Source organism: Carboxylicivirga sp. (genome assembly GCF_982718395.1).
Window position 1 is genome coordinate 1 of the sequence record NZ_CEXQWX010000117.1, and the last position, 19751, is coordinate 19751.

13 protein-coding genes are annotated in these 19751 nt (G+C 37.0%); 3 read left to right on the forward strand and 10 right to left on the reverse strand.

The window, feature by feature from the left end; genetic code table 11:
* Positions 1-36 precede the first annotated feature (36 nt).
* From AC4MRQ_RS18185 to AC4MRQ_RS18195, 3 genes are all read right to left on the reverse strand, one after another.
* A complete protein-coding gene (locus AC4MRQ_RS18185) occupies positions 37-840 on the reverse strand; it encodes a YARHG domain-containing protein (protein WP_491199129.1) in 804 nt (267 codons plus the stop codon).
* Between the two features lie 152 nt (positions 841-992).
* On the reverse strand, positions 993-4034 hold the full coding sequence (locus AC4MRQ_RS18190; RefSeq protein WP_491199130.1) for an anti-phage protein: 3042 nt from the start codon (positions 4032-4034) through the stop codon (positions 993-995).
* A gap of 861 nt (positions 4035-4895) precedes the next feature.
* Positions 4896-5639 (reverse strand): hypothetical protein, encoded by a 744-nt coding sequence (locus AC4MRQ_RS18195; RefSeq protein WP_491199131.1) that lies wholly within the window; start codon positions 5637-5639, stop codon positions 4896-4898.
* 665 nt (positions 5640-6304) lie between these two features.
* Between AC4MRQ_RS18195 and AC4MRQ_RS18200 the strand changes: the two genes are divergently transcribed.
* Together AC4MRQ_RS18200 and kdsA are read left to right on the forward strand one after the other, a co-directional pair.
* A complete protein-coding gene (locus tag AC4MRQ_RS18200) occupies positions 6305-7585 on the forward strand; it encodes a replication-associated recombination protein A (RefSeq protein WP_491199132.1) in 1281 nt (426 codons plus the stop codon).
* A gap of 226 nt (positions 7586-7811) precedes the next feature.
* Positions 7812-8633 (forward strand): 3-deoxy-8-phosphooctulonate synthase, encoded by an 822-nt coding sequence (gene kdsA, locus AC4MRQ_RS18205; RefSeq protein WP_491199133.1) that lies wholly within the window; start codon positions 7812-7814, stop codon positions 8631-8633.
* A gap of 513 nt (positions 8634-9146) precedes the next feature.
* Here kdsA and AC4MRQ_RS18210 read toward each other — a convergent pair.
* Positions 9147-11366, reverse strand: coding sequence for a PAS domain-containing protein (locus AC4MRQ_RS18210; protein WP_491199134.1), 2220 nt, complete (start codon positions 11364-11366; stop codon positions 9147-9149).
* Between the two features lie 197 nt (positions 11367-11563).
* Here AC4MRQ_RS18210 and AC4MRQ_RS18215 point away from each other — a divergent pair, with 197 nt between their 5' ends.
* Positions 11564-13225, forward strand: a complete 1662-nt coding sequence (locus AC4MRQ_RS18215) for a dipeptidase (protein ID WP_491199135.1) — start codon at positions 11564-11566, stop codon at positions 13223-13225.
* Positions 13226-13821: 596 nt separating this feature from the next.
* Here AC4MRQ_RS18215 and AC4MRQ_RS18220 read toward each other — a convergent pair.
* From AC4MRQ_RS18220 to AC4MRQ_RS18245, 6 genes are all read right to left on the reverse strand, one after another.
* Positions 13822-15522, reverse strand: coding sequence for a formate--tetrahydrofolate ligase (locus tag AC4MRQ_RS18220; protein ID WP_491199136.1), 1701 nt, complete (start codon positions 15520-15522; stop codon positions 13822-13824).
* A 134-nt stretch (positions 15523-15656) separates the two neighbouring features.
* Complete coding sequence (locus AC4MRQ_RS18225) at positions 15657-16382, reverse strand: LytR/AlgR family response regulator transcription factor (protein WP_491199137.1); 726 nt, start codon at positions 16380-16382, stop codon at positions 15657-15659.
* A complete protein-coding gene (locus AC4MRQ_RS18230) occupies positions 16379-17500 on the reverse strand; it encodes a sensor histidine kinase (protein ID WP_491199138.1) in 1122 nt (373 codons plus the stop codon). Before AC4MRQ_RS18230 ends, AC4MRQ_RS18225 begins: the two co-directional genes overlap by 4 nt.
* A 247-nt stretch (positions 17501-17747) precedes the next feature.
* Positions 17748-18272: an RNA 2',3'-cyclic phosphodiesterase gene (gene thpR, locus AC4MRQ_RS18235; RefSeq protein ID WP_491199139.1), complete on the reverse strand. Its 525-nt coding sequence runs from the start codon at positions 18270-18272 to the stop codon at positions 17748-17750.
* A 1-nt stretch (position 18273) separates the two neighbouring features.
* Positions 18274-18936: a rhomboid family intramembrane serine protease gene (locus tag AC4MRQ_RS18240; RefSeq protein WP_491199140.1), complete on the reverse strand. Its 663-nt coding sequence runs from the start codon at positions 18934-18936 to the stop codon at positions 18274-18276.
* Positions 18937-19751: threonine aldolase family protein (locus AC4MRQ_RS18245; RefSeq protein WP_491199141.1), on the reverse strand; the 815-nt coding region annotated here is incomplete at its 5' end. It abuts the gene before it with no gap.

A 19751-nucleotide genomic window follows, 5' to 3' on the forward strand; every position in this document is an offset into this window, starting at 1 on the left:
TTTAGCAAGCCATGCTTTATAAGCCATTATGCAAAGTTATTTTAATTCATACTTCTTAATTAGAGCTATGTTTTTTCTCTCGATATCAGTAATAAACTCATCTGCATTACTTCTTTGAGGAGTGTACCAGCCCTTGGAGCTAAAATGTTGTTTTAAATCTTCTGATTTGAATTTATATCCATATCTCGCAAATATCTCATTTCGCATTAATCTTAACTCTTTCTTTGACAGTGATTTTAAATCTTTGTCACTTAATAATCTGCATGAAGCAACCTTATAATCACCACTTATCAGGTATTCATTAGTATCAATAGAAATGTCTGAAGCCTTCTTTGACTTATTAATATAACAATCCTCCCACAAAAAATCTTGAGTATTTATTTCAAGACTTTCTTCAATCCACTCCTCATAGTTTTGGTACCCTTCATACTCTAAGTAATCATCTGGATTGGCTGCTTGAAAAACTTCTGGATTAATTGGTTCTCCTATTGGCCTAAGGCCTAATCGTAAATTAAAATCTATTTTAATAATGGTATCCGATAGCACCCATTTGCCAAAATCATATCTCTCTGATTTACCAATACCACCATGGATAAATAAGAAATCACCATTTTTATAAAAAACATAGCTCCCCTTAAAAGCGCTGGGCCACCACTCATCAACAATATAGTTATAAGGAAAATCACTCGGTACAATTTTACGTTCTTCAATGAGTCTTTTTCTTTCAGCTTCTGCTTCTTGTCTCCTTTCCCTTAATTGTTCAGGAGTCAGTGCCTGAGAATAACTCATATCGAGCACTGATAGTAAACCAATAAATACTAAAAAAACTTTTACTTTCATGACATCGTTAGTTTAACAGAACGGTCTCACGGCATGGCCTCTTAAGGGAACTTAACCTAACAAACTTACTAAATTGAATAGTGCCAAAGCAGTGTATTTGTTTTTAACACTATACCTACCACTTTCTGTACAAAATGTTAACGTTTCGTGCTTTATTTTGATCCTCTCCTTTGATGAAGTTGCGGATCTATTTGCATATTTAAGACCTCTGCAATTTTTTGTTTTTTTCTAAAATCTACGTGATTATTATATAAAAATGATTTTACCTTTATTTTAAGAATTTGAAGCGCAACTTGGTTGTCTTTTAATTCATTAGCAATGATTTTAATATCATTTGCTGAAACATCGTTGTAATAAGAATTAATACTAAAAGTCACAAGCTTTGAAGCAGGTGTACCCATATTCTTTGAAACTTCTTTATAAATATCTTTTAGTTCTTTTACACCAGCAGAATAAACTAATCTTGATATTATTCCTAAACAAGCGTGTAAACTAATGAATTGAAAAAATGAATTAATTTTAGACTCAATATCTTGTTTATTATCTTCTTCCTTAATTCGTTCCATAAGGTTTAAAGTTAATTCATTTTTAACATCTTTAACTACTTCTCCAATAAAACCAATTGTTCTAAAACCAAGATTATATAATTCTGTAATCAACTCCGAAAGTTTTTGTTTCGATAAAGAGCCTTTTCTATTCCGTATAATTTGTCCAACAATCTCTAACGAACGAAACGAATTATAAAAGGGCATTGAAAGCTTATTTAATTCCTCGCTGAATTCTTTAGGCATTTCATGCTCATCATCCTCAACAATATCCTTTTTTTCGATAATTCTATTTACCTGATCCAAATTAGCCAGATGTTCCTCTCTTTCTTTTTCGGGTTTACGGTTTAGTTCAATTATATCAGTTGAAATTTCTTTAACAATATCCTGAATAAGCTTATAGTATTCACCTCTTTTTTCTAATGTTATAGGATTAGTGTTCTCAAAAGGAGTTAATGTTGAAAATAGGGATTCTTCTATAAACGTAAGATCTTTTGTGTGATGAGTAATGAAAACTAAGATGTTGGCATTTTTTTCAATATGTAAGTCTTGAAAGAGCCTTCTTATAATTCTTTCTCCTTCTTGGGTGTTTATCTTTTCAGCAATATATTTTGCAATAAGAAAATAGAAAATATATTTATATCCGAAACTATAGTAGCCATCTTGTTCTTTAAGTATTTGAGAAAGTATTAGTTTACTTTTTACTTTTTCAAGTCCAGATATAATATATGATGCTTCATATTTAGTATGAAATGATTTAAATTCATTCTCATCAATTTCATCAAATTTTGATTCAAATAAGTAAAACGCGAATTCTTTAATATAGTTTATATAAGTATCAATCTCATTGTTAGGTAATCTAGCTTGTTTTGCTAGTGCAAAATGAATTAAAGTTTGGTAACAATAGCCATGAGATGTCTCATTCAAATTTAATGGTTTATAATCTAATGAATGAAGAATAGAAATAATAAAAATTGGATATGCAGGTATAATATTATTTCCAAGCACTTGACGTACTTGATCAAATGAATTTTTAGTTTTTTGCAATAAGACAGCCTCATTAACTAATAATGGATTAATATCTAATAAATGATATTTTCTAATCAAATCATTGATTTTTTTATACCCTAAGGGACTTAAAGTGCAAGAGTAAAAATTCTCAAAGTCAGCCTGTAGTTGTGGCATTAAGCTTGTTGCTTTATCAACAGTTATAATAATCTGATCGAATATATCAGAAAAATCGTCTATAACGTTTTTTAATGCTCTTGAATTTAATTTGCTAACTTGCAAATTATCAATTAGTAATACTTTATTTTCTTTATCGATTTGCTTATATCCTTCAAAATTTTCGTCATGTCCATTATATATTTGAGAAAATGAATCTTTCATTATTTTGTTTACATCATGTTTATTGATTTGCTCTCCGTTTAAAAAAAGAGGATATAATCCATTATGATAGGATGTCCTAAAAAACATTTTTAGTAAACTTGTTTTACCGGATTGATTATCTCCTTCAATAAAAATATGTTTATATTTTCCACTCCCTATAATTATTTCAGAATCAATGTAATCATCAAAACCTGTGACATCTAAATCAATAAAATTAAGATCTGGATATATATATAACTCTGATAATGTGATTTTCTTATTGTTTTTAGATAAAGGAGCTTTTACTTCTTTTAATAACTCATCAAATGTTCTTTTGATTTGAAATTGTCTGTTATCAACACCATTGAAACTAAAATTATTTGATGAGTTCTCTAAAAAAATATCTTCTTTCCAATTGAATCTTTTCAAATTACCTGATTTCTCATCAAGATTAATTGTAATTAACTGAAAACCTGAAATATTAGGATCTCTATTGTTATTAAATATACTTCCTGAAAAATTTAAGGACTTAGTATTATTGTCAATATTCTCTCTTTTTTCAAATTGCGTTTCATGTTCATGTCCTATTAATTGGAAAGAAGTTGTTTTTTCTAAAAATGCTTGAAATTCATTTTTATTGTTTGGTTCAGTATTAGGATTAAACCAGTTAAGAGGGTGATGAAAAACTGCTATGTTTAAATAGTCGTCATTATTGCTTTTGATATTCTTAAATTTTGCAATTGGCATAAATAGAGAACCAGGCTTTTCTTTTAATTGAGACATCCATGCTGTGTTGAAACAGTGAAAACTTATTTTCTTATTTTCAATTGTATCTGATACTTTATAGTAAACTTTATCTTCTGGAATTTGATTATAGTCGGAATAAAATTTCCAAAAATCTTCTTGAATCATTAATGCATGTTCTAATATGCTATTATCTGTTCCAATTGTTTTATATTCGACATTGCCAAGCAATATCTTACGTATGTCTTTTTCTAATGAAAAATTACAATCATGATTTCCAGGGACCAAGATTACCTTAATGCTGATATCTTTATTGCTTTTTTTTATAAAAGAGATTGTTAGGTTTATAAAACTTTTAGCACTAGCGTACTCTACTTCTTTTCCTGTATTGGCGATATCTCCACTAATAACTAAGAATGCTATTTTTATATCTCTAAATTCATTTACTATAACCTTACTTATAGAGATAATTTTATTAGGCATTTTTGTGTTTTCTAAAAAATGCATGTCTGTAAGATGAAAAATACCAATTTTCATTTTTATAAGATTTAATTATTTTTTATGAGGTTACTTATATATTGAGCTAATTCACATGAACACCAACATTGTTATAAATTCATTGTATATATTTCTGCTTTATCTCTTTAAAAAGTGCTTTTCTCACCAATATTGATTGGAAAGCACACTTTTAATTGCGATAATCTGATATTTTAAATTCATCTATCCATGAATCTTCAATAATCATTACAATATCTTTCTTTTGCTGAACCACCCCCCTACATACAATTCTCGCCTCACTTGGCAGGGCAGCTAAAGCCAATGCTTCCGAAATAGTCGTGCTATAAGTTATTGCATTAGCCCTTTTTTCCGATTAGTGTATGTGAAAATAGAATTTTTATTGGAAATCACAAGCACTGCTTGATTAACGTTTGTCATTTATTGATAAACAAACTAAAAATGGAGATAATTGGTATTTACGATTTAAACAAAATGTTTTTAAACCTTGCTTTTCATGTTTATAGAATAGCAGTAAGCTTTATTGAACTCTTGTTAAGTCGACCTGCGCAGTTTTTTCCTGCCCTGCGCCATAGGTTGGGTACCCTGCGGTACCCGCTCGCTCTCCTGCGGCATAGGTTAGCCGCCCTGCGCCCACCTGTTCATCACCCTGCGGGGTAGTCTAGCTCCCCTGCGCCTACTGCTCATAGTCCTGCGGCTTAGTTTTGTTCTCCTGCGCATCAGGTGACCGTCCTGCGCCCATAAAATTGACTTGTTCATTGAGTCTGTGGAGTCTGTTCAATAAAGTGTGTCAAGTATTAAAGGGCTTTATCAGAATAAAAAAGTGCGGCCATTGAACCGCACTTATAAGTTACATTGAAGTCTAAACTAAAATAAGGAAGCCTATTCTTCCAACTGATTTTCATTGTTCTTATTAGAGCCACGCTTTTTACGATTATAAGCACTGGCATAGCCTTTTACACGTTTAGGGTCGCGCCAGAATACAAACTTACCGCAATCGCGCACTTCATCCACTAATTCTTTAAGCTTCGTGTACATGCGGTTACGGATCTCGCAATACTCATTGGTTCCGTTTTTTTCACCATTAGCCAGTGCACGCAGGTGACCAAGCTCATCCGACATTTGGGCAGACATATGCATATCTTCTTCCGACATGCCTGCTTTTTGAATCAGTTCCGGGTTAGCCAGGCCTAATACCGAGATATCATTCAAATCCTGGATCATATCGGCATCTGATTCTCCTTCTGCAATGGTTGCCACTTGCATCAGCAAATCCGGATGTTTACGGAAAGCATAGCGTAAACCATGAATCATCTGGTTACGATAATCATAAGCTTCAGGGCTTTTCTCGGCCCGCTGCTGTTCGGCTTCTTCCTGGCTTTGTCTTTCGCGCATCCATAAGGATTGTGCCTGGTGGGTTGCTCCTGCCCAAATTGGTATTTCTGTCAGGTAGGTTTCCGGTAATCCGGCTGCAGCCAGTTTGGCCAGATCTTCTGTTGCCCACACCGCCAAATCTTCGGCTTCCTGGCAATACACGCCCATCGGCATGTAGGGATTTAATACATTTTCGGCGGGCAATTCCTGTGCCTCTGCCAATTTCAAGTTATAATCCTCTTTGTGTCCCATAATTTATTAATTTTGGGGTTCAACATGTTCAGGGACCAAGGACTTAAAAGCGCCTCGCCAAAGATGCATAATAGGTCGCTTGGTTCCTGTTTTATTTATCACCACTAAAATTAATAAGTTAATTATATCCTGCTCAATTATTTTGTTAAGCTTTGACTAATGGTTTTATTTTAGTGATTAACATGCGTTAATTCATGATCAACTGACATTCAGCGTTATTTTACTAACGTTTGGTGGTTAACAGCAGCATTTGTTTTATTTAGCTGATTTATTTTGCTTATTCTTAGCACAAATAGCAAACTAAACCAGTGAAATACAAGCTCAACTTAAGAAGGTGTTCGAAAATTTAAACTGGCAATTATCTTACTTATAATCCGTAATTTAATCACCTCATCCTAACCTTTCCGCTCTGGCGGAATAAATCCTCCTCATAGGAGAAGGGATAGTGCAACCTGGTATATCTCAGTCTAAAATTAAATGCGTTAAGCCTTGATGTTTGCTCACATCCACTCCTAAAAAGGAGAGGACCGAGGTGAGGTGGTGGGCTATTAAATGTTTCAAATTATATCATTTTTTAAAACATGCTCTAAAACGCTCCATAATTCATAAGGTGTTTTACACTCCTACTCTGCTTTTTTGTATTTTTGGATTCTAAAATAATTTGCATGAGTGGATATCCGCCATTAGCCGAGCGAATGCGGCCTACAAACCTGGAGCAATACATAGGTCAGCAACACCTTGTTGGTAAAGGTGCTGTATTACGAAAAATGCTGGACCGGAAGGTTATATCGTCCATCATATTATGGGGACCTCCCGGAGTTGGTAAAACCACTTTAGCTAAAATTATTTCGAAACAGCTCGAACGTCCATTCTTTGTACTATCGGCCATTAACTCTGGTGTAAAAGATGTTCGCGAAGCCATTGAAAAGGCTCGTAAGGCACGTTTTTTCAGTTCACCCTCTCCTATCCTTTTTATTGACGAGATTCACCGTTTCAGCAAATCGCAACAAGATAGTTTGCTGGGTGCTGTTGAAGAAGGCGTGGTAACACTCATTGGTGCAACAACAGAGAATCCATCCTTTGAAGTAATATCACCTTTATTATCACGCTGCCAGGTATATGTATTAAAAGCCTTGGAAAAGAGTGATCTGCTGGAGCTGGTCGATAAAGTATTAAATGAAGATATTCTTTTAAAGGAAAAAGATATATCGGTACAGGAGGATACTGCTTTGCTTCGCTACTCAGGTGGTGATGCCCGAAAGCTGCTTAATATTCTCGAACTGGTGACCAATGCTGAGATAAGCAGCGACAAAATTGAGATAACGGATGAGTTGGTAACCACCCACCTTCAACAAAATCCTGCGCAGTATGATAAAAACGGGGAAATGCACTACGACATCATTTCTGCTTTTATCAAATCCATCAGGGGAAGCGATCCGGATGCTGCTGTATATTGGCTGGCGCGTATGGTTGAAGGTGGTGAAGATCCTAAGTTTATTGCCCGCCGGTTGATTATATCTGCATCGGAAGATATTGGACTGGCCAATCCTAATGCCCTCTTGCTGGCTACCAATTGCTTCGAAGCCATTCAGATGGTTGGCTGGCCCGAAGCACGTATTATACTATCGCAAGTGACCATTTACCTGGCTACCAGTCCCAAGAGTAATTCAGCCTATCAGGCCATTAAAGATGCACAATCACTGGTTAAACAAACCGGCAATTTACCGGTGCCGCTCCATTTGCGTAACGCTCCAACAAAACTGATGAAGGAGCTAAATTATGGCAAGGAATACTTATATGCCCACTCCTATCCTAACAATTTTGTTGAACAGGATTATTTGCCTGATGATATTAAGGATAAACGTATTTATTACCCACAAAGCAACGCCCAGGAATCAAAGGTAGACGAACGTATGAAGTTTTTGTGGAAAAACCGGTATGAGTAAATAGTCAGGCCTGTTTAACGACGTTTTTTACTTTGTTGAGGTTCTTTTTGAGTGCCCGGTGCACCGTGCACAGTGCACTGAGCACTTCGATAGTTTCATCAAATCAGTTACAAAACAAATTTATCCGTCAATAATTATGCTCGCCTGCCTAATGATAGAAATGAGAAAATAGTAAATTTGTACGCATATAAAATTCCAACTTAATTTGGAATATTAAAATTAAACCATGGATATAAACAAAATACCTAAAATCAAGCATACACAAAGCGGCAACTTCTTTTTACTGGCAGGCCCATGTGCAATTGAAGGAGAAGAGATGGCTTTGCGTATTGCCGAGCGTGTAGTTGAGATTACCAACAAATTGGAGATTCCTTACATCTTTAAAGGTTCTTACCGAAAGGCAAACCGTTCACGACTTGACTCGTTCAGTGGTATTGGCGATGAGAAAGCATTAAAAATTCTGCGTAAGGTTAGCGAAACATTTGATGTACCTACTGTTACTGATATTCATGCAGCAAATGAAGCAGCCATGGCCGCCGAATATGTAGATGTGTTGCAAATTCCTGCTTTTTTATGTCGCCAAACTGATTTATTGGTGGCTGCAGCCCAAACAGGCAAGGTTGTGAATATTAAAAAAGGACAGTTCCTGAGTCCTGAAGCCATGCAATTTGCTGTTAAGAAGGTAAGGGACATGAAGAATGACCAGGTTATTTTAACCGATCGCGGAACCATGTTTGGCTACCAGGATATGATTGTTGATTACCGTGGTATTCCTACTATGAAGCAGTTTGATGTTCCGGTAGTATTGGATATCACACACTCGTTGCAACAACCTAACCAATCAAGTGGCGTTACAGGTGGTAAACCCGAATTGATCGAGACTGTCGCCCGGGCAGGTATAGCTGTTGGTGCCGATGGTCTTTTTATCGAAACTCATTTTGATCCGGCCAATGCCAAGTCTGACGGAGCTAATATGTTGCACCTGGACCTGCTCGAAGGTTTAATGACCCGATTGGTTGAATTAAGAAAAGTAGTGAATACGTTTTAAGAGGATAATTTCCCAAATCCGCTAAGCACTTTAAATGCGCTTAGCGGGTATAGATTCACCTCATCCTAACCTTCTCCTCATAGGCTACTCTTTATACACATCTTTTTTCAGACTGCACTTAAGTATGAAGAAGGCTGAAAAGCCTTTCACATCAAAACCTGGAGCGACGCTCCAAGATCTTGCATACAATATACATTCAGGCTGAATGCCTGATACTTTAATTATATGTTTCAGACTTTGACTGCGTCGATTTTCAATTCAGCCTGAGATTTACATAGCATCTTTATCAAGGGGTGATACCCCTTGTTGTGAAGTTTGAGGCTTTCAGCCTCTATCTCAAAAAATTATCCTTCTATTATTTGTGCATAAAGAGTAGTCTTATAGGAGAAGGAATAATGCAGCTTGGTAAATATCAGCATTGAATTAAAAGAGTCGTATTTCCAATCCGCTTAGCATTTGAAATATGCTTAGCGGTTTTTGACCACTGACTACTGACTAAAATCTAATCAACTACTATCCAGATACAGGCATATAAATCAGAAATTCGGTTCCTTTACCTACTTCGCTATTCACCTTTATTTTACCACCGTTTTTATCCACCATATCTTTCGACAGATGTAAACCCAGTCCGGTACCTTTTTCATTAGATGTACCCTCAGCAGATATATAACTGTTAATATCAAACAAGACTTTAATTTTCTCAGGGCGTATACCAATACCTGTATCCCTTACTGACAATACGGTATTATTACCGCATGTGTAAGATGCACACCTGACATAGCCATTGGCGTCGGTAAATTTAATAGCATTATGAATAAGGTTGCGAACGATAAATTTCATCATATTCAGATCTGCAAAAGCAACCGCATCCTGATGGACTTCGTTTATCAACTCAACATTTTTATTAGCTGCATGAATGCCAAAACTCTCAAAAGCATCATCAATCAATGAGCTTAGCTTAAAGGATTGCGGTTCAACTGTCATTTGCCCCAACTGGCTCTTGCCCCATATTAATAGATCATCCAACAACTTGTATACATTCTCACTGTTGATAGAAATCTGCTCAATAAAAGTCTTAATCTCATCTTTTGTATAACTATCAATATTAGTGCGCAGAAGCCCAGTAAAACCAAGGATACTGTTAAAAGGGTTCTTAATATCGTGGGCAATAATTGAAAACAGTTTGTCTTTGGTAGCGTTAAGTTCTTTCAGCTTTGCTTCGCGTTCTTTTAACTGCAGCTCTATCTCCTTTTTATTATCGATATCGGTAACAATTTGTATTATTTCAACAATTCGCCCATTGACATCCTTAATGGGTGATACATGCATATCGCCCCAAAATACACTTCCGTCTTTTCTTTGGAACTTACATTCAAGGTTATAGTCATTAACCTGACCACTAAGAAGCCTCAAGAAATTAACCTGCGCAGCCTTTTGCCACTTCGAATGCGTAACAGACAGGTGACTACTGCCATACATTTGTACCTTTGTTTCAAAGCCAAGCATTTTTTGCATGCGTTCATTGACTAAAACATATGTACCATCCTGATCTACCACACCAATACCTGCAACAGTGCTGTTAACTACAGCGTCTAATTTGTTACGATGGCTAATAAGTTCCAACTCAGTTTGTTTGAGCGGTGTTAAGTCCATTCCCACCGATTGATATTCGAAGATTGAACCATACGAATCAACCAGGGCTCTGTCGAGCCACCGCATCCATTTTGTTTTGCCACTTTTTAGTATCAACTGTTGCTCAACTACACTTATGGGGTTTTCGGCTGTTAAAGCCTGAATAACCTCCAAAGCCCTTTTTCGCTCACCCGCCGGATACCAATCAAAAATACTTTTACCTATCAGCTCCTCTCTTGCCATTTCAAAAGTCTTGCAGTACTCTTCATTGGCATAGATTAACATACCGTTTTTATCAAACCGACTGATCAGGGCGGGTGAATCTTCAACTAAAGAAAAGTAACGCTCTTCACTGGCCTCTAAAGCTGCAATGGTTCGTCGGTAGGGCGATACATCGTAAAAAAACAGGCATATATTCTCTTTTCCAAAAGGAAACGTCCGGTATCTCACATGCTTTCCGATATCCTTTAAGTGGGCTTCGAACGATGTTTTACGGTTTAATATCAGGCGGGCCCGCTTGTCATCCCATTCAAACTCGGGTAAAATCTCTCTTATTTTCAGTCCTACAATACCAAGCCTCCCTACTACTTTACCCGCAGAAGGATTCGCCCTCATCACTAAAAAATCTTCTAATTTCTCGTCACCATTAAATATAGGTTGTAAAATGGCAATCCCAATCGGCGAATTATCAAACAGTTCATCAAGGAATTGATTGTCATGATCCAGTTGTTGTTCCAATTCACGCTGTCGCGTGATATCCTCTTTAACGGCAATGTAGCCAGTCAGTTCATCATTTTCATCACGAACCGGACTAATCACCGCCTTTTCCCAAAGGTATCCTCCCTCTTTGGTTTTGTTTTTGAAAACACCATGCCAGGTTTCGCCATTACTAATGGTATTCCACAACTGGTAATAATACTGATCATCATGATAATCACTCTTAAAAAGGCTTGGCTTTTTTCCATAGACCTCATCGCGAGAATAGCCATACTTGCGTATAAAACTATTATTGACATAGCGAATAGTTCCCTTCGTATCTGTTAACACAACAATGGACGTTGAAAAATCCAGCGCCTGAATAAGTTCATCCCTTATATCCATACTCCCCTAAATGACTCATTGCAAATAAGTAAAAATGAAAGTAAAACGCAAGTTATACCAATGATATGTTACAAACTAACCCTCCCTGAGTACAAGTAATTATCGCCCTTTTTAAACCTGCCAAAACTCACTTTTTAATAATTGGGATTTTTTATATTTGTGTCAGAACAAAACAAATTCACTTAATATTTATCGATATGATGAAACGATTTATTGCATTGTTGGGTGTTGCAGCTATATTGCTTCATTTAACACCTGCCAATGCCTGCACCAATATATTGGTGACGAAAAATGCTTCTGTTGATGGCTCTACAATTATTTCATATGCGGCTGATTCGCATGATCTTTATGGCGAATTGTATTTTTGGCCGGCAGCTACCTACGAAGCAGGAACCATGCTTAAGGTGTATGAATGGGATACCGGAAAGTACCTGGGAGAAATAGCTCAGGCTGCTCAAACATACACTGTGATTGGTAATATGAATGAACACCAGGTAACAATAGCTGAAACAACCTTCGGTGGTCGACCTGAATTAAAGGATAAAAACGGACTGGTTGATTATGGTAGTTTGATTTATATAGCTCTTCAACGTTCTAAATCGGCACGTGAAGCAATTAAGGTAATGACCGACCTGGTAGAAGAATATGGATACTATAGCTCAGGCGAATCTTTCTCTATTGCTGATAAAGATGAAGTCTGGATTATGGAAATGATTGGAAAAGGTGAAAACAATAAAGGTGCTGTTTGGGTAGCTGTGAAGATTCCTGATGGTTATGTATCTGCACATGCTAACCAGGCTCGTATTACCACCTTCCCATTAAAGGATAAAGAAAACTGCCTTTACTCTGAAGATGTTATATCATTTGCCAGGGAAAAAGGTTACTTCGATGGTAAAAACAAAGATTTCAGCTTTGCTGATGCCTATGCGCCGTTAGACTTTGGTGCAGTTCGTTTCTGCGACGCTCGCGTATGGAGTGCTTTCAACATTATGAATTCAGCTGATATGGGGCAATATGTAGAATATGCTCAGGGTAATTCACGTGAACGCATGCCATTATACATCAAGCCTGATCGTAAGATTTCGCACCGCGATGTGATGAACATTATGCGTGACCACTACGAAGGAACACCTTTGGATATGACTAAAGATGCAGGTGCCGGTCCTTATTCGAAACCTTATCGTTTCCGTCCATTGACATGGGAAGTGGATGGAGAAAAGTACTTTAACGAGCGTGCTATTGCTACTCAGCAAACTGGCTTCTCTTTCGTGGCTCAAATGCGTAGCTGGTTACCTGCTCATATTGGTGGTATTCTTTGGTTTGGAGTTGATGATGCTGCATCATCTGTTTACATGCCAATGTATGCCGGTATGACTGCTGTTCCTCATTGCCTGGCACAAGGTAATGGCGATTTATTGACTTATTCTGACAGCTCGGCTTTCTGGGTATTTACAACAGTAAGTAACCGTGCCTATGGTCGTTATAGCTTTATGATCGAAGATATTAAAAAGGTACAGACAGAATTGGAAGATAACCTGACTACTTACACAACTGCTATCGATCAATCAGCTAAGGCACTATATGATCAAAACCCAGCTTTAGCCCGTCAATTCTTAACTGATTTCTCGATGAATCAGGCCGAATTAGTAACAGAAAGATGGCGTGAATTAGGCAACTTCTTGTTGGTGAAGTATAACGATGGTAACCTACACGAAGAAGAAAATGGTGTTTTCTTGCGCAACGAACATGGTAATCCAAAGCATGCTACATTCCCTGGTTACTCGCAGGATTATTACAAAAGTATTGTTAAGGATGCCGGTGATCACTTAAAGATGCGTGAGCTTCCTGCTGAAAATTAGAAAATGGGCTATGTTTGATTAAGGTCTTACAATAGCTTTTCAAGACAGAATATAAGAGCCTCCTTGGTATAGCCGGGGAGGCTTTTTCGTTTTGGATATTTGGGTAATAGAGATCAATTGATATTCTTGTGGACAAAAAACAACAAGTACATTGTTAACTTGCCTTCGGCGACTTACTTTTTCCTTCAGTTGAATTAAAGCGAAGCGGCAATCGTGAACTCCTTATAAAAACAACATTTTTTGTGAACAAAAACTAAGGAAAAACCCCGTTGACTGCAACACTCATTGATCCACTAAGAGTCGCTTTCCTTAATCAAAACGTAGTTGGTTCAGAGCGAAGGCCTGTTCCATTTGCGGGCCGGTATTGGGGTGAATAAGGATTAATCCAATTGAACAGCAAAGGGACTTGTCTTGCTTTGATCGTGAAATTTATTAATTCTTAGAGCGGGTGGAAGCATTAATGGGACTAGCGTTTTGTTTCTTTTGGGCGATGCAAAAGAAAAGAGAAAGGATCTTAAAGCAATTAGTTCCTAATATTTTAATTAAAAAGCCTCGCATTTCGCGAGGCTTCCATCATTATATGCTCTATATCTTATTTAAGACAATCCTGTTATAATGCCTTCCTCGTCAATATCCATTCCTTCAGAAGCCGGCACTGATGGTAATCCCGGCATACGCATCATCTTGCCAAGAATTGGAATAATAAAACCGGCACCAGCCGCAATTTCAAATTCACGCACTGTAACCGTAAATCCTTCCGGACGACCAATAAGCTTTTCGTTGTCTGAGAACGACTTCTGTGTTTTAGCCATACAGACAGGTAAGTCAGCTAATTCAAGACCTTCGATCTTCTTAATATCTGCTAAGGCCTGCTTTGAGAAGTCAACGCCATCAGCTCCATAAATTTCACGGGCAATGGTTTCAATTTTCTCTTTTACTCCCAGGTTATGATCATATAGCTGCTTGAAGTTGTTTGTATCCGCTTCCACCTCTTCAACTACTGCCTGTGCTAATGCCATGGCACCATCACCACCCATTGCCCATGCTTTTGTTGGAACCGCCTTCACTCCCATTTCAGCACATAATGCCTTCACCAACTCAACTTCTTCTTCTGTATCTGAAATAAAATTATTGATGGAAACTACAGGGTTTAAACCAAATTTCTTAGCATTTTCAATGTGTTTTGCCAAATTGGCAAATCCTGTTTTAACTCTTTCTGTGCTCGCAGTGTTCAACTCATCTTTCGATGCTCCTCCATGATGGCGCAATGCACGAATGGTAGCCACAATAACCATTGCTTTGGGTTTTAAACCACCTGCCACACATTTAATATTCAGGAATTTTTCGGCACCTAAATCGGCTCCAAAACCAGCTTCTGTCACCACATAATCAGATAATGATAAGCCCATTTTTGTAGCAATGATAGTATTGGTTCCCTGAGCAATATTGGCAAATGGTCCACCATGGATGATAGCTGGATTACCTTCCAGGGTCTGTACCAGGTTTGGTTTAACCGCATCCTTTAACAATAAAGCCATGGCTCCCTGCGCATTTAAATCACGGGCATACACTGGTTTCTTTGCGTAAGTAAAACCAACAAATATATTACCTAAACGACGTTTCAGATCAGCAATGTCATTCGACATACAAAGAATCGCCATAATCTCAGATGCTGCAGTGATATTAAATCCATCCTGACGTGGAATACCATTTGGTGTACCTCCTAATCCTACAACAATATCACGCAAAGTACGATCATTCATGTCAATCACGCGCTTCCAGATCACAGTTCTCGGATCAATATTTAAGCTTCTTGTCTTACTCTGGATATTATTATCAATCAACGCTGCCAGCAAGTTATTAGCCTTTTCGATAGCTGAAAAATCACCTGTGAAATGCAGGTTGATATCTTCCATTGGTACCACCTGTGCATTACCGCCACCAGCAGCTCCGCCTTTGATTCCGAACACTGGTCCCAACGATGGTTCTCTCAAAACGGCTGTAGCCTGCTTGCCAATTTTATTCAATCCCTCGGTTAAACCAATAGATATGGTAGTTTTACCTTCACCGGCTGGCGTAGGGGTTAAAGCTGTTACTAAAATCAGGTTGTTTTCATTGACTTTGTTATCGTCAATTAAACTAAGTGGTAACTTGGCCTTGTATTTTCCATACATTTCCAAGTCATCCTCGGAGATATTCAGTTTAGAAGCAATTTTGGATATGTGTTGCATTTTAGCTGTCTGGGCAATTTCCAAATCACTTTTAACTTCGAGGGTATTGTCAATTGGGTTACTCATTTTTTACTATTTTTTACATTATCTGTTGACATACTGGCAAATAACAGGCCATAAAAATTAAGCCGCAAAAATAGAAAAAATGGTAAAAGGATTAAATGATTTCTATCCTGAGTGTGAATTAAATCATCGTTTCCTTAATCATTTACCAAACGTTTATTCACCACCTCCTTAAATGATTTACCAATTGGTATATATTTATCAACGTTATCAAGCTTTAGCTGATTACCATAAAAGGCTGCAATACGCTCAACATTGACAATATAGGATTTGTGGACGCGCATGAATCCATGTGCTTCGAGTTGTTGCTCCAGGTTACGCAACGATTCCAACGAGACAATTTTCTCGTTAACGCAGTAGAAGGTCACATATTCACGTAGTCCTTCAATGTATAAAATGTCTTTAAACTTTACGCGGTATATTTTATGGTCGGCTTTAACCATCATAAAGTTCTTCGTCTCTGCTTTAGGTGGTAAAGTTTGAAAATCGTTTACCACATTCTTATATGACAAACGATCGCCAACCTTATTGATGGTATGCATAAAACGCTCGAAAGAGAATGGTTTTACAAGATAATCAAGCACATCCAGCTTATAGCTTTCAACAGCATATTCTTCATAAGCCGTTGTAAAGACGACCAAGGGCTTTTTAGTTAACGTTTTTAAAAAATCAATCCCGGTAATATCCGGCATCTGAATATCTAAAAACATCAGGTCGATCTCTTCGTTTTGAATAACACCCATAGCTTCGAGGGGGGACTTAAAACTACCAACCAGTTCCAGGTGAGCAAATTTTGCGATAAAACTCTGCAGAAGTTCGCGAGCCGGAAATTCATCATCTACTATTATACATCTCACTTTCATTCTGTTTCTATTTTGAGTTTAAGCGTATATTGTTTGTCGTCTTTTTTAATCTCAACCATGTGTTTATCGGGGTACAAATACTTCAATCTTCGTTTTACATTTTCAACACCGATACCACTGTTTTTATCCGCTGCAATTTTCTTTTTCGGAACACTATTGTTCACTTCAAAGAATATGCTTTTATCCTCTGTTGTCAATGTCATCGAAATCCAGCCACTTTCGGTATCTTCAATTTTACTGTGCTTAAAACTATTTTCCACAAATGGTATTAACAGCATTGGTTCAATCATTTTCATTCTGTCGGCTCTGTCAATATCTACATGTATATTGGGTATTCCTTCAATTTTAATGCGCTGGAATTCTATAAAGTTTTTGATATAATCTACTTCTTTGCCCAACTTAACTTTCACATCTTCTGACTCATACAATACATACCTCAACATGGCTGATAGTTTCAGCACCATTTCAGGAGTTTTTATCGAGTGAAGCATCGATAGGCTGTAAATATTATTTAAAGCATTAAACAGAAAATGCGGGTTCATCTGAGATTTCAGAAACTTCATTTCATTAACTAAGTTTTGATTCACCAGGTTGAGTTCTTGTTGTTTTCTGTGACGCGAATCACTATATATCCAAAATAATGTACTAATAAACAACATGGCTATTAACGAGGGAAAACCCATCATATTGAAGCCAAATAATCGTCGGTCTTTAAATCGTGGTTTTTGTTTATTAAAAATAAGTTCTTTGTTCTCACTTAAAAACCGGTTATTGTCAATGATCCGTTCCCATTCGTCATCCTTCTGTAATTGTTTCATCGACCGAATTCCCAGGTGAGAACTGGTTTTGTGATAAACTGTACTTGTGATTAATAAAGTCATCAGTATGCCGAGCACATACCTTAAATACAGGCCGCGACCAATAAAACGTGGTAAAAGCCAATAAGCGTTAAAATAGAAGATAATTATACTGGCAAACAGGGTACGAAACACAAATAAAAAGGCATTGGAAGTATCCATTATCATCAATGGCAAATAGGATAATAATGAGCCGTAACCAAACCACCAGCCAATATGCACCAATACATCCTTTCGCTTAAGCTTCTTCCAGTTTATCATCTCACAAAAATAGTTGTTTTACGCTTGTTGATTCCCTGTTTTCAATGAAAGAGACCTTTTTATCAATCAACGTTTAATTATTCTATTCTTTGAAGTGTTTGCAATATATGTAGATATAGATATCAGGAATATTGAATAGTTTTTCCATAAAAAATAAGAATGTCCACATTTGCCTTCAGTAAAACTTAAAACAATTTTGATATGGAAACGAATCGCCCTCCGCCTGCATTGAAGCATCTCTCCAAATTCAGCTCAATGGAAACCTTGCTCTCACAAAATATTTTGGCGGTCCAGATTTTAACTGACTTTTAAAAAGCTTAAACTCGCTCACCTTTAATAATACCGGCTGAAATTCTTTCTTTAACACTTCCTTGACTATTTCTTTCGTTTCAGGTAACACCTTTTTTATTCTAAGAAGCGTGATATGTGGTGTAAATTTGTATGGTTCAGGCAAAATATCTTGAAGCACCTGATTTACGCTGGATTGTAATTCAAGAAGCGGATTAGATTTTTCTATACCACACCAGATGATTTGCTGATTATAGGTATTAAACATTCCAAGATGATTCAAACATAGCTCAAATGATGCCAGCTCAATTTTCGATAATCTATTAATTACACTCTCAAGTTTTGAATCATCTACGTTGCCTATAAACTTAAGGGTCAGGTGAAAGTCATCAGTAAACCTACCTTGCAAAGTATACAAAGATTTCTGTATCTTTTTCAAATGAAATTCAATAGACTCACAGTCAATTGCTACAAACAGACGCATACTAGTTTTTCGAATCTATCTCAGAGTTATCAACTTCCCAATATGGGTATTCATCATCTTCATCCGGCCATTCATGCACAGGTTTTTGAGGTCCTTTCTTCCGGTAAATAACAGCTAATATTCCACCGGCAATTGTTCCCCATAAATGTGATTCCCAAGAGTATGGAACATCCCACTTCAGTGGAAAAACACCCCAGATCATTCCTCCATAAAGAAATATGACCATGAGTGAAATAGCCATTAAAGGAATATAATTGCGTATAAAACCACCAACAATCAAATAAGCTGCCAATCCATAAATAACACCGCTTGCACCTATATGCCAGGCATCACGGGCTCCCAGCCAAACCCATATGCCTGTAAGAATATAAATAAGTAAAAACACTTTTACAGCAATTCCCCGATAGAAATAAAATAATGAAGTACCCAAAACAAATAATGGTACAGAATTAGCAAAAAAGTGATCCCAGTCCGAATGCACCAGGGGAGCTAAGACTATTCCGCTCAAACCACTAATTGACAAAGGCCGGATACCCCATTCAACAAAGCTAAAACCCTCGAGCGTTTCTATTAATTTCAATCCAAATGTCACTAAAAGGAAAAAAACAGGTATGATTAACGCTGTTTTTATCTTTTTTAGTTCTATGTCGGATAACCTTGTCATCTATGCCAATAATTTCTTTAATACCCTTACAAATGCTTCAATATCTTCCTCAGTGGTATCAAAAGAGGTCATCCAGCGAACTTCAGATTGGTGTTCGTCCCAAACGTAAAAGAAAAATTCCTGTTGTAAGGGTTCAATAATATGCTTTGGCACGATTGCAAACACCCCGTTTGATTCAACTTCCTGAGTGAGTTTAACCCCGTTTATCTCTTTCACTTTTTGTGCCAATAAACCCGCCATTTTATTTGCATGCAATGCGTTATTACGCCACAGATCGCCTTCAAGTAAAGCTTTAAACTGAACCGATACATACCGCATTTTAGAGTGTAATTGAGAGGATTGCTTCCGAATATATTTAACGTCGGCCGCCAATTTCTGATTAGCAAAAACCACAGCTTCACCGAACATTAATCCATTTTTAGTTCCTCCGAATGAAAGTACATCAACACCTGCATTAAAAGTTATATCAGCCAAAGAACAACCTAAAGCGGCAACTGCATTTGCAATTCGGGCACCATCCATATGCAGGTATAATCCCAAACTATGCACATAATTGGCAATAGCTTTAACTTCATCAACGGTGTAAATGGTACCTAGTTCAGTAGCCTGTGTTATTGATATCAGCTTAGGCTGTGAATGGTGTTCAAAGCCAAAACCATGCATATATTTCTTGATTTGTTCGACAGTTACCTTACCATTGTTTGTTTCAATTGGTAATAACTTGCATCCCGAAAGTTTTTCAGGAGCTCCACATTCATCGACATTAATATGAGCTGTACGTGCACAAAACACTGCATTAAATGAACGTGCTAAAG

Bases quoted from the DNA above. Each gene is read 5' to 3' on its own strand.
- AC4MRQ_RS18220 (WP_491199136.1), bottom strand. From the start codon at position 15,522: ATGAGTAACCCAATTGACAATACCCTCGAAGTTAAAAGTGATTTGGAA.
- kdsA (WP_491199133.1), top strand. From the start codon at position 7,812: ATGGATATAAACAAAATACCTAAAATCAAGCATACACAAAGCGGCAAC.
- AC4MRQ_RS18240 (WP_491199140.1), bottom strand. From the start codon at position 18,936: ATGACAAGGTTATCCGACATAGAACTAAAAAAGATAAAAACAGCGTTA.
- AC4MRQ_RS18230 (WP_491199138.1), bottom strand. From the start codon at position 17,500: ATGATAAACTGGAAGAAGCTTAAGCGAAAGGATGTATTGGTGCATATT.
- AC4MRQ_RS18200 (WP_491199132.1), top strand. From the start codon at position 6,305: ATGAGTGGATATCCGCCATTAGCCGAGCGAATGCGGCCTACAAACCTG.
- thpR (WP_491199139.1), bottom strand. From the start codon at position 18,272: ATGCGTCTGTTTGTAGCAATTGACTGTGAGTCTATTGAATTTCATTTG.
- AC4MRQ_RS18225 (WP_491199137.1), bottom strand. From the start codon at position 16,382: ATGAAAGTGAGATGTATAATAGTAGATGATGAATTTCCGGCTCGCGAA.
- AC4MRQ_RS18185 (WP_491199129.1), bottom strand. From the start codon at position 840: ATGAAAGTAAAAGTTTTTTTAGTATTTATTGGTTTACTATCAGTGCTC.
- AC4MRQ_RS18210 (WP_491199134.1), bottom strand. From the start codon at position 11,366: ATGGATATAAGGGATGAACTTATTCAGGCGCTGGATTTTTCAACGTCC.
- AC4MRQ_RS18190 (WP_491199130.1), bottom strand. From the start codon at position 4,034: ATGAAAATTGGTATTTTTCATCTTACAGACATGCATTTTTTAGAAAAC.
- AC4MRQ_RS18215 (WP_491199135.1), top strand. From the start codon at position 11,564: ATGATGAAACGATTTATTGCATTGTTGGGTGTTGCAGCTATATTGCTT.
- AC4MRQ_RS18195 (WP_491199131.1), bottom strand. From the start codon at position 5,639: ATGGGACACAAAGAGGATTATAACTTGAAATTGGCAGAGGCACAGGAA.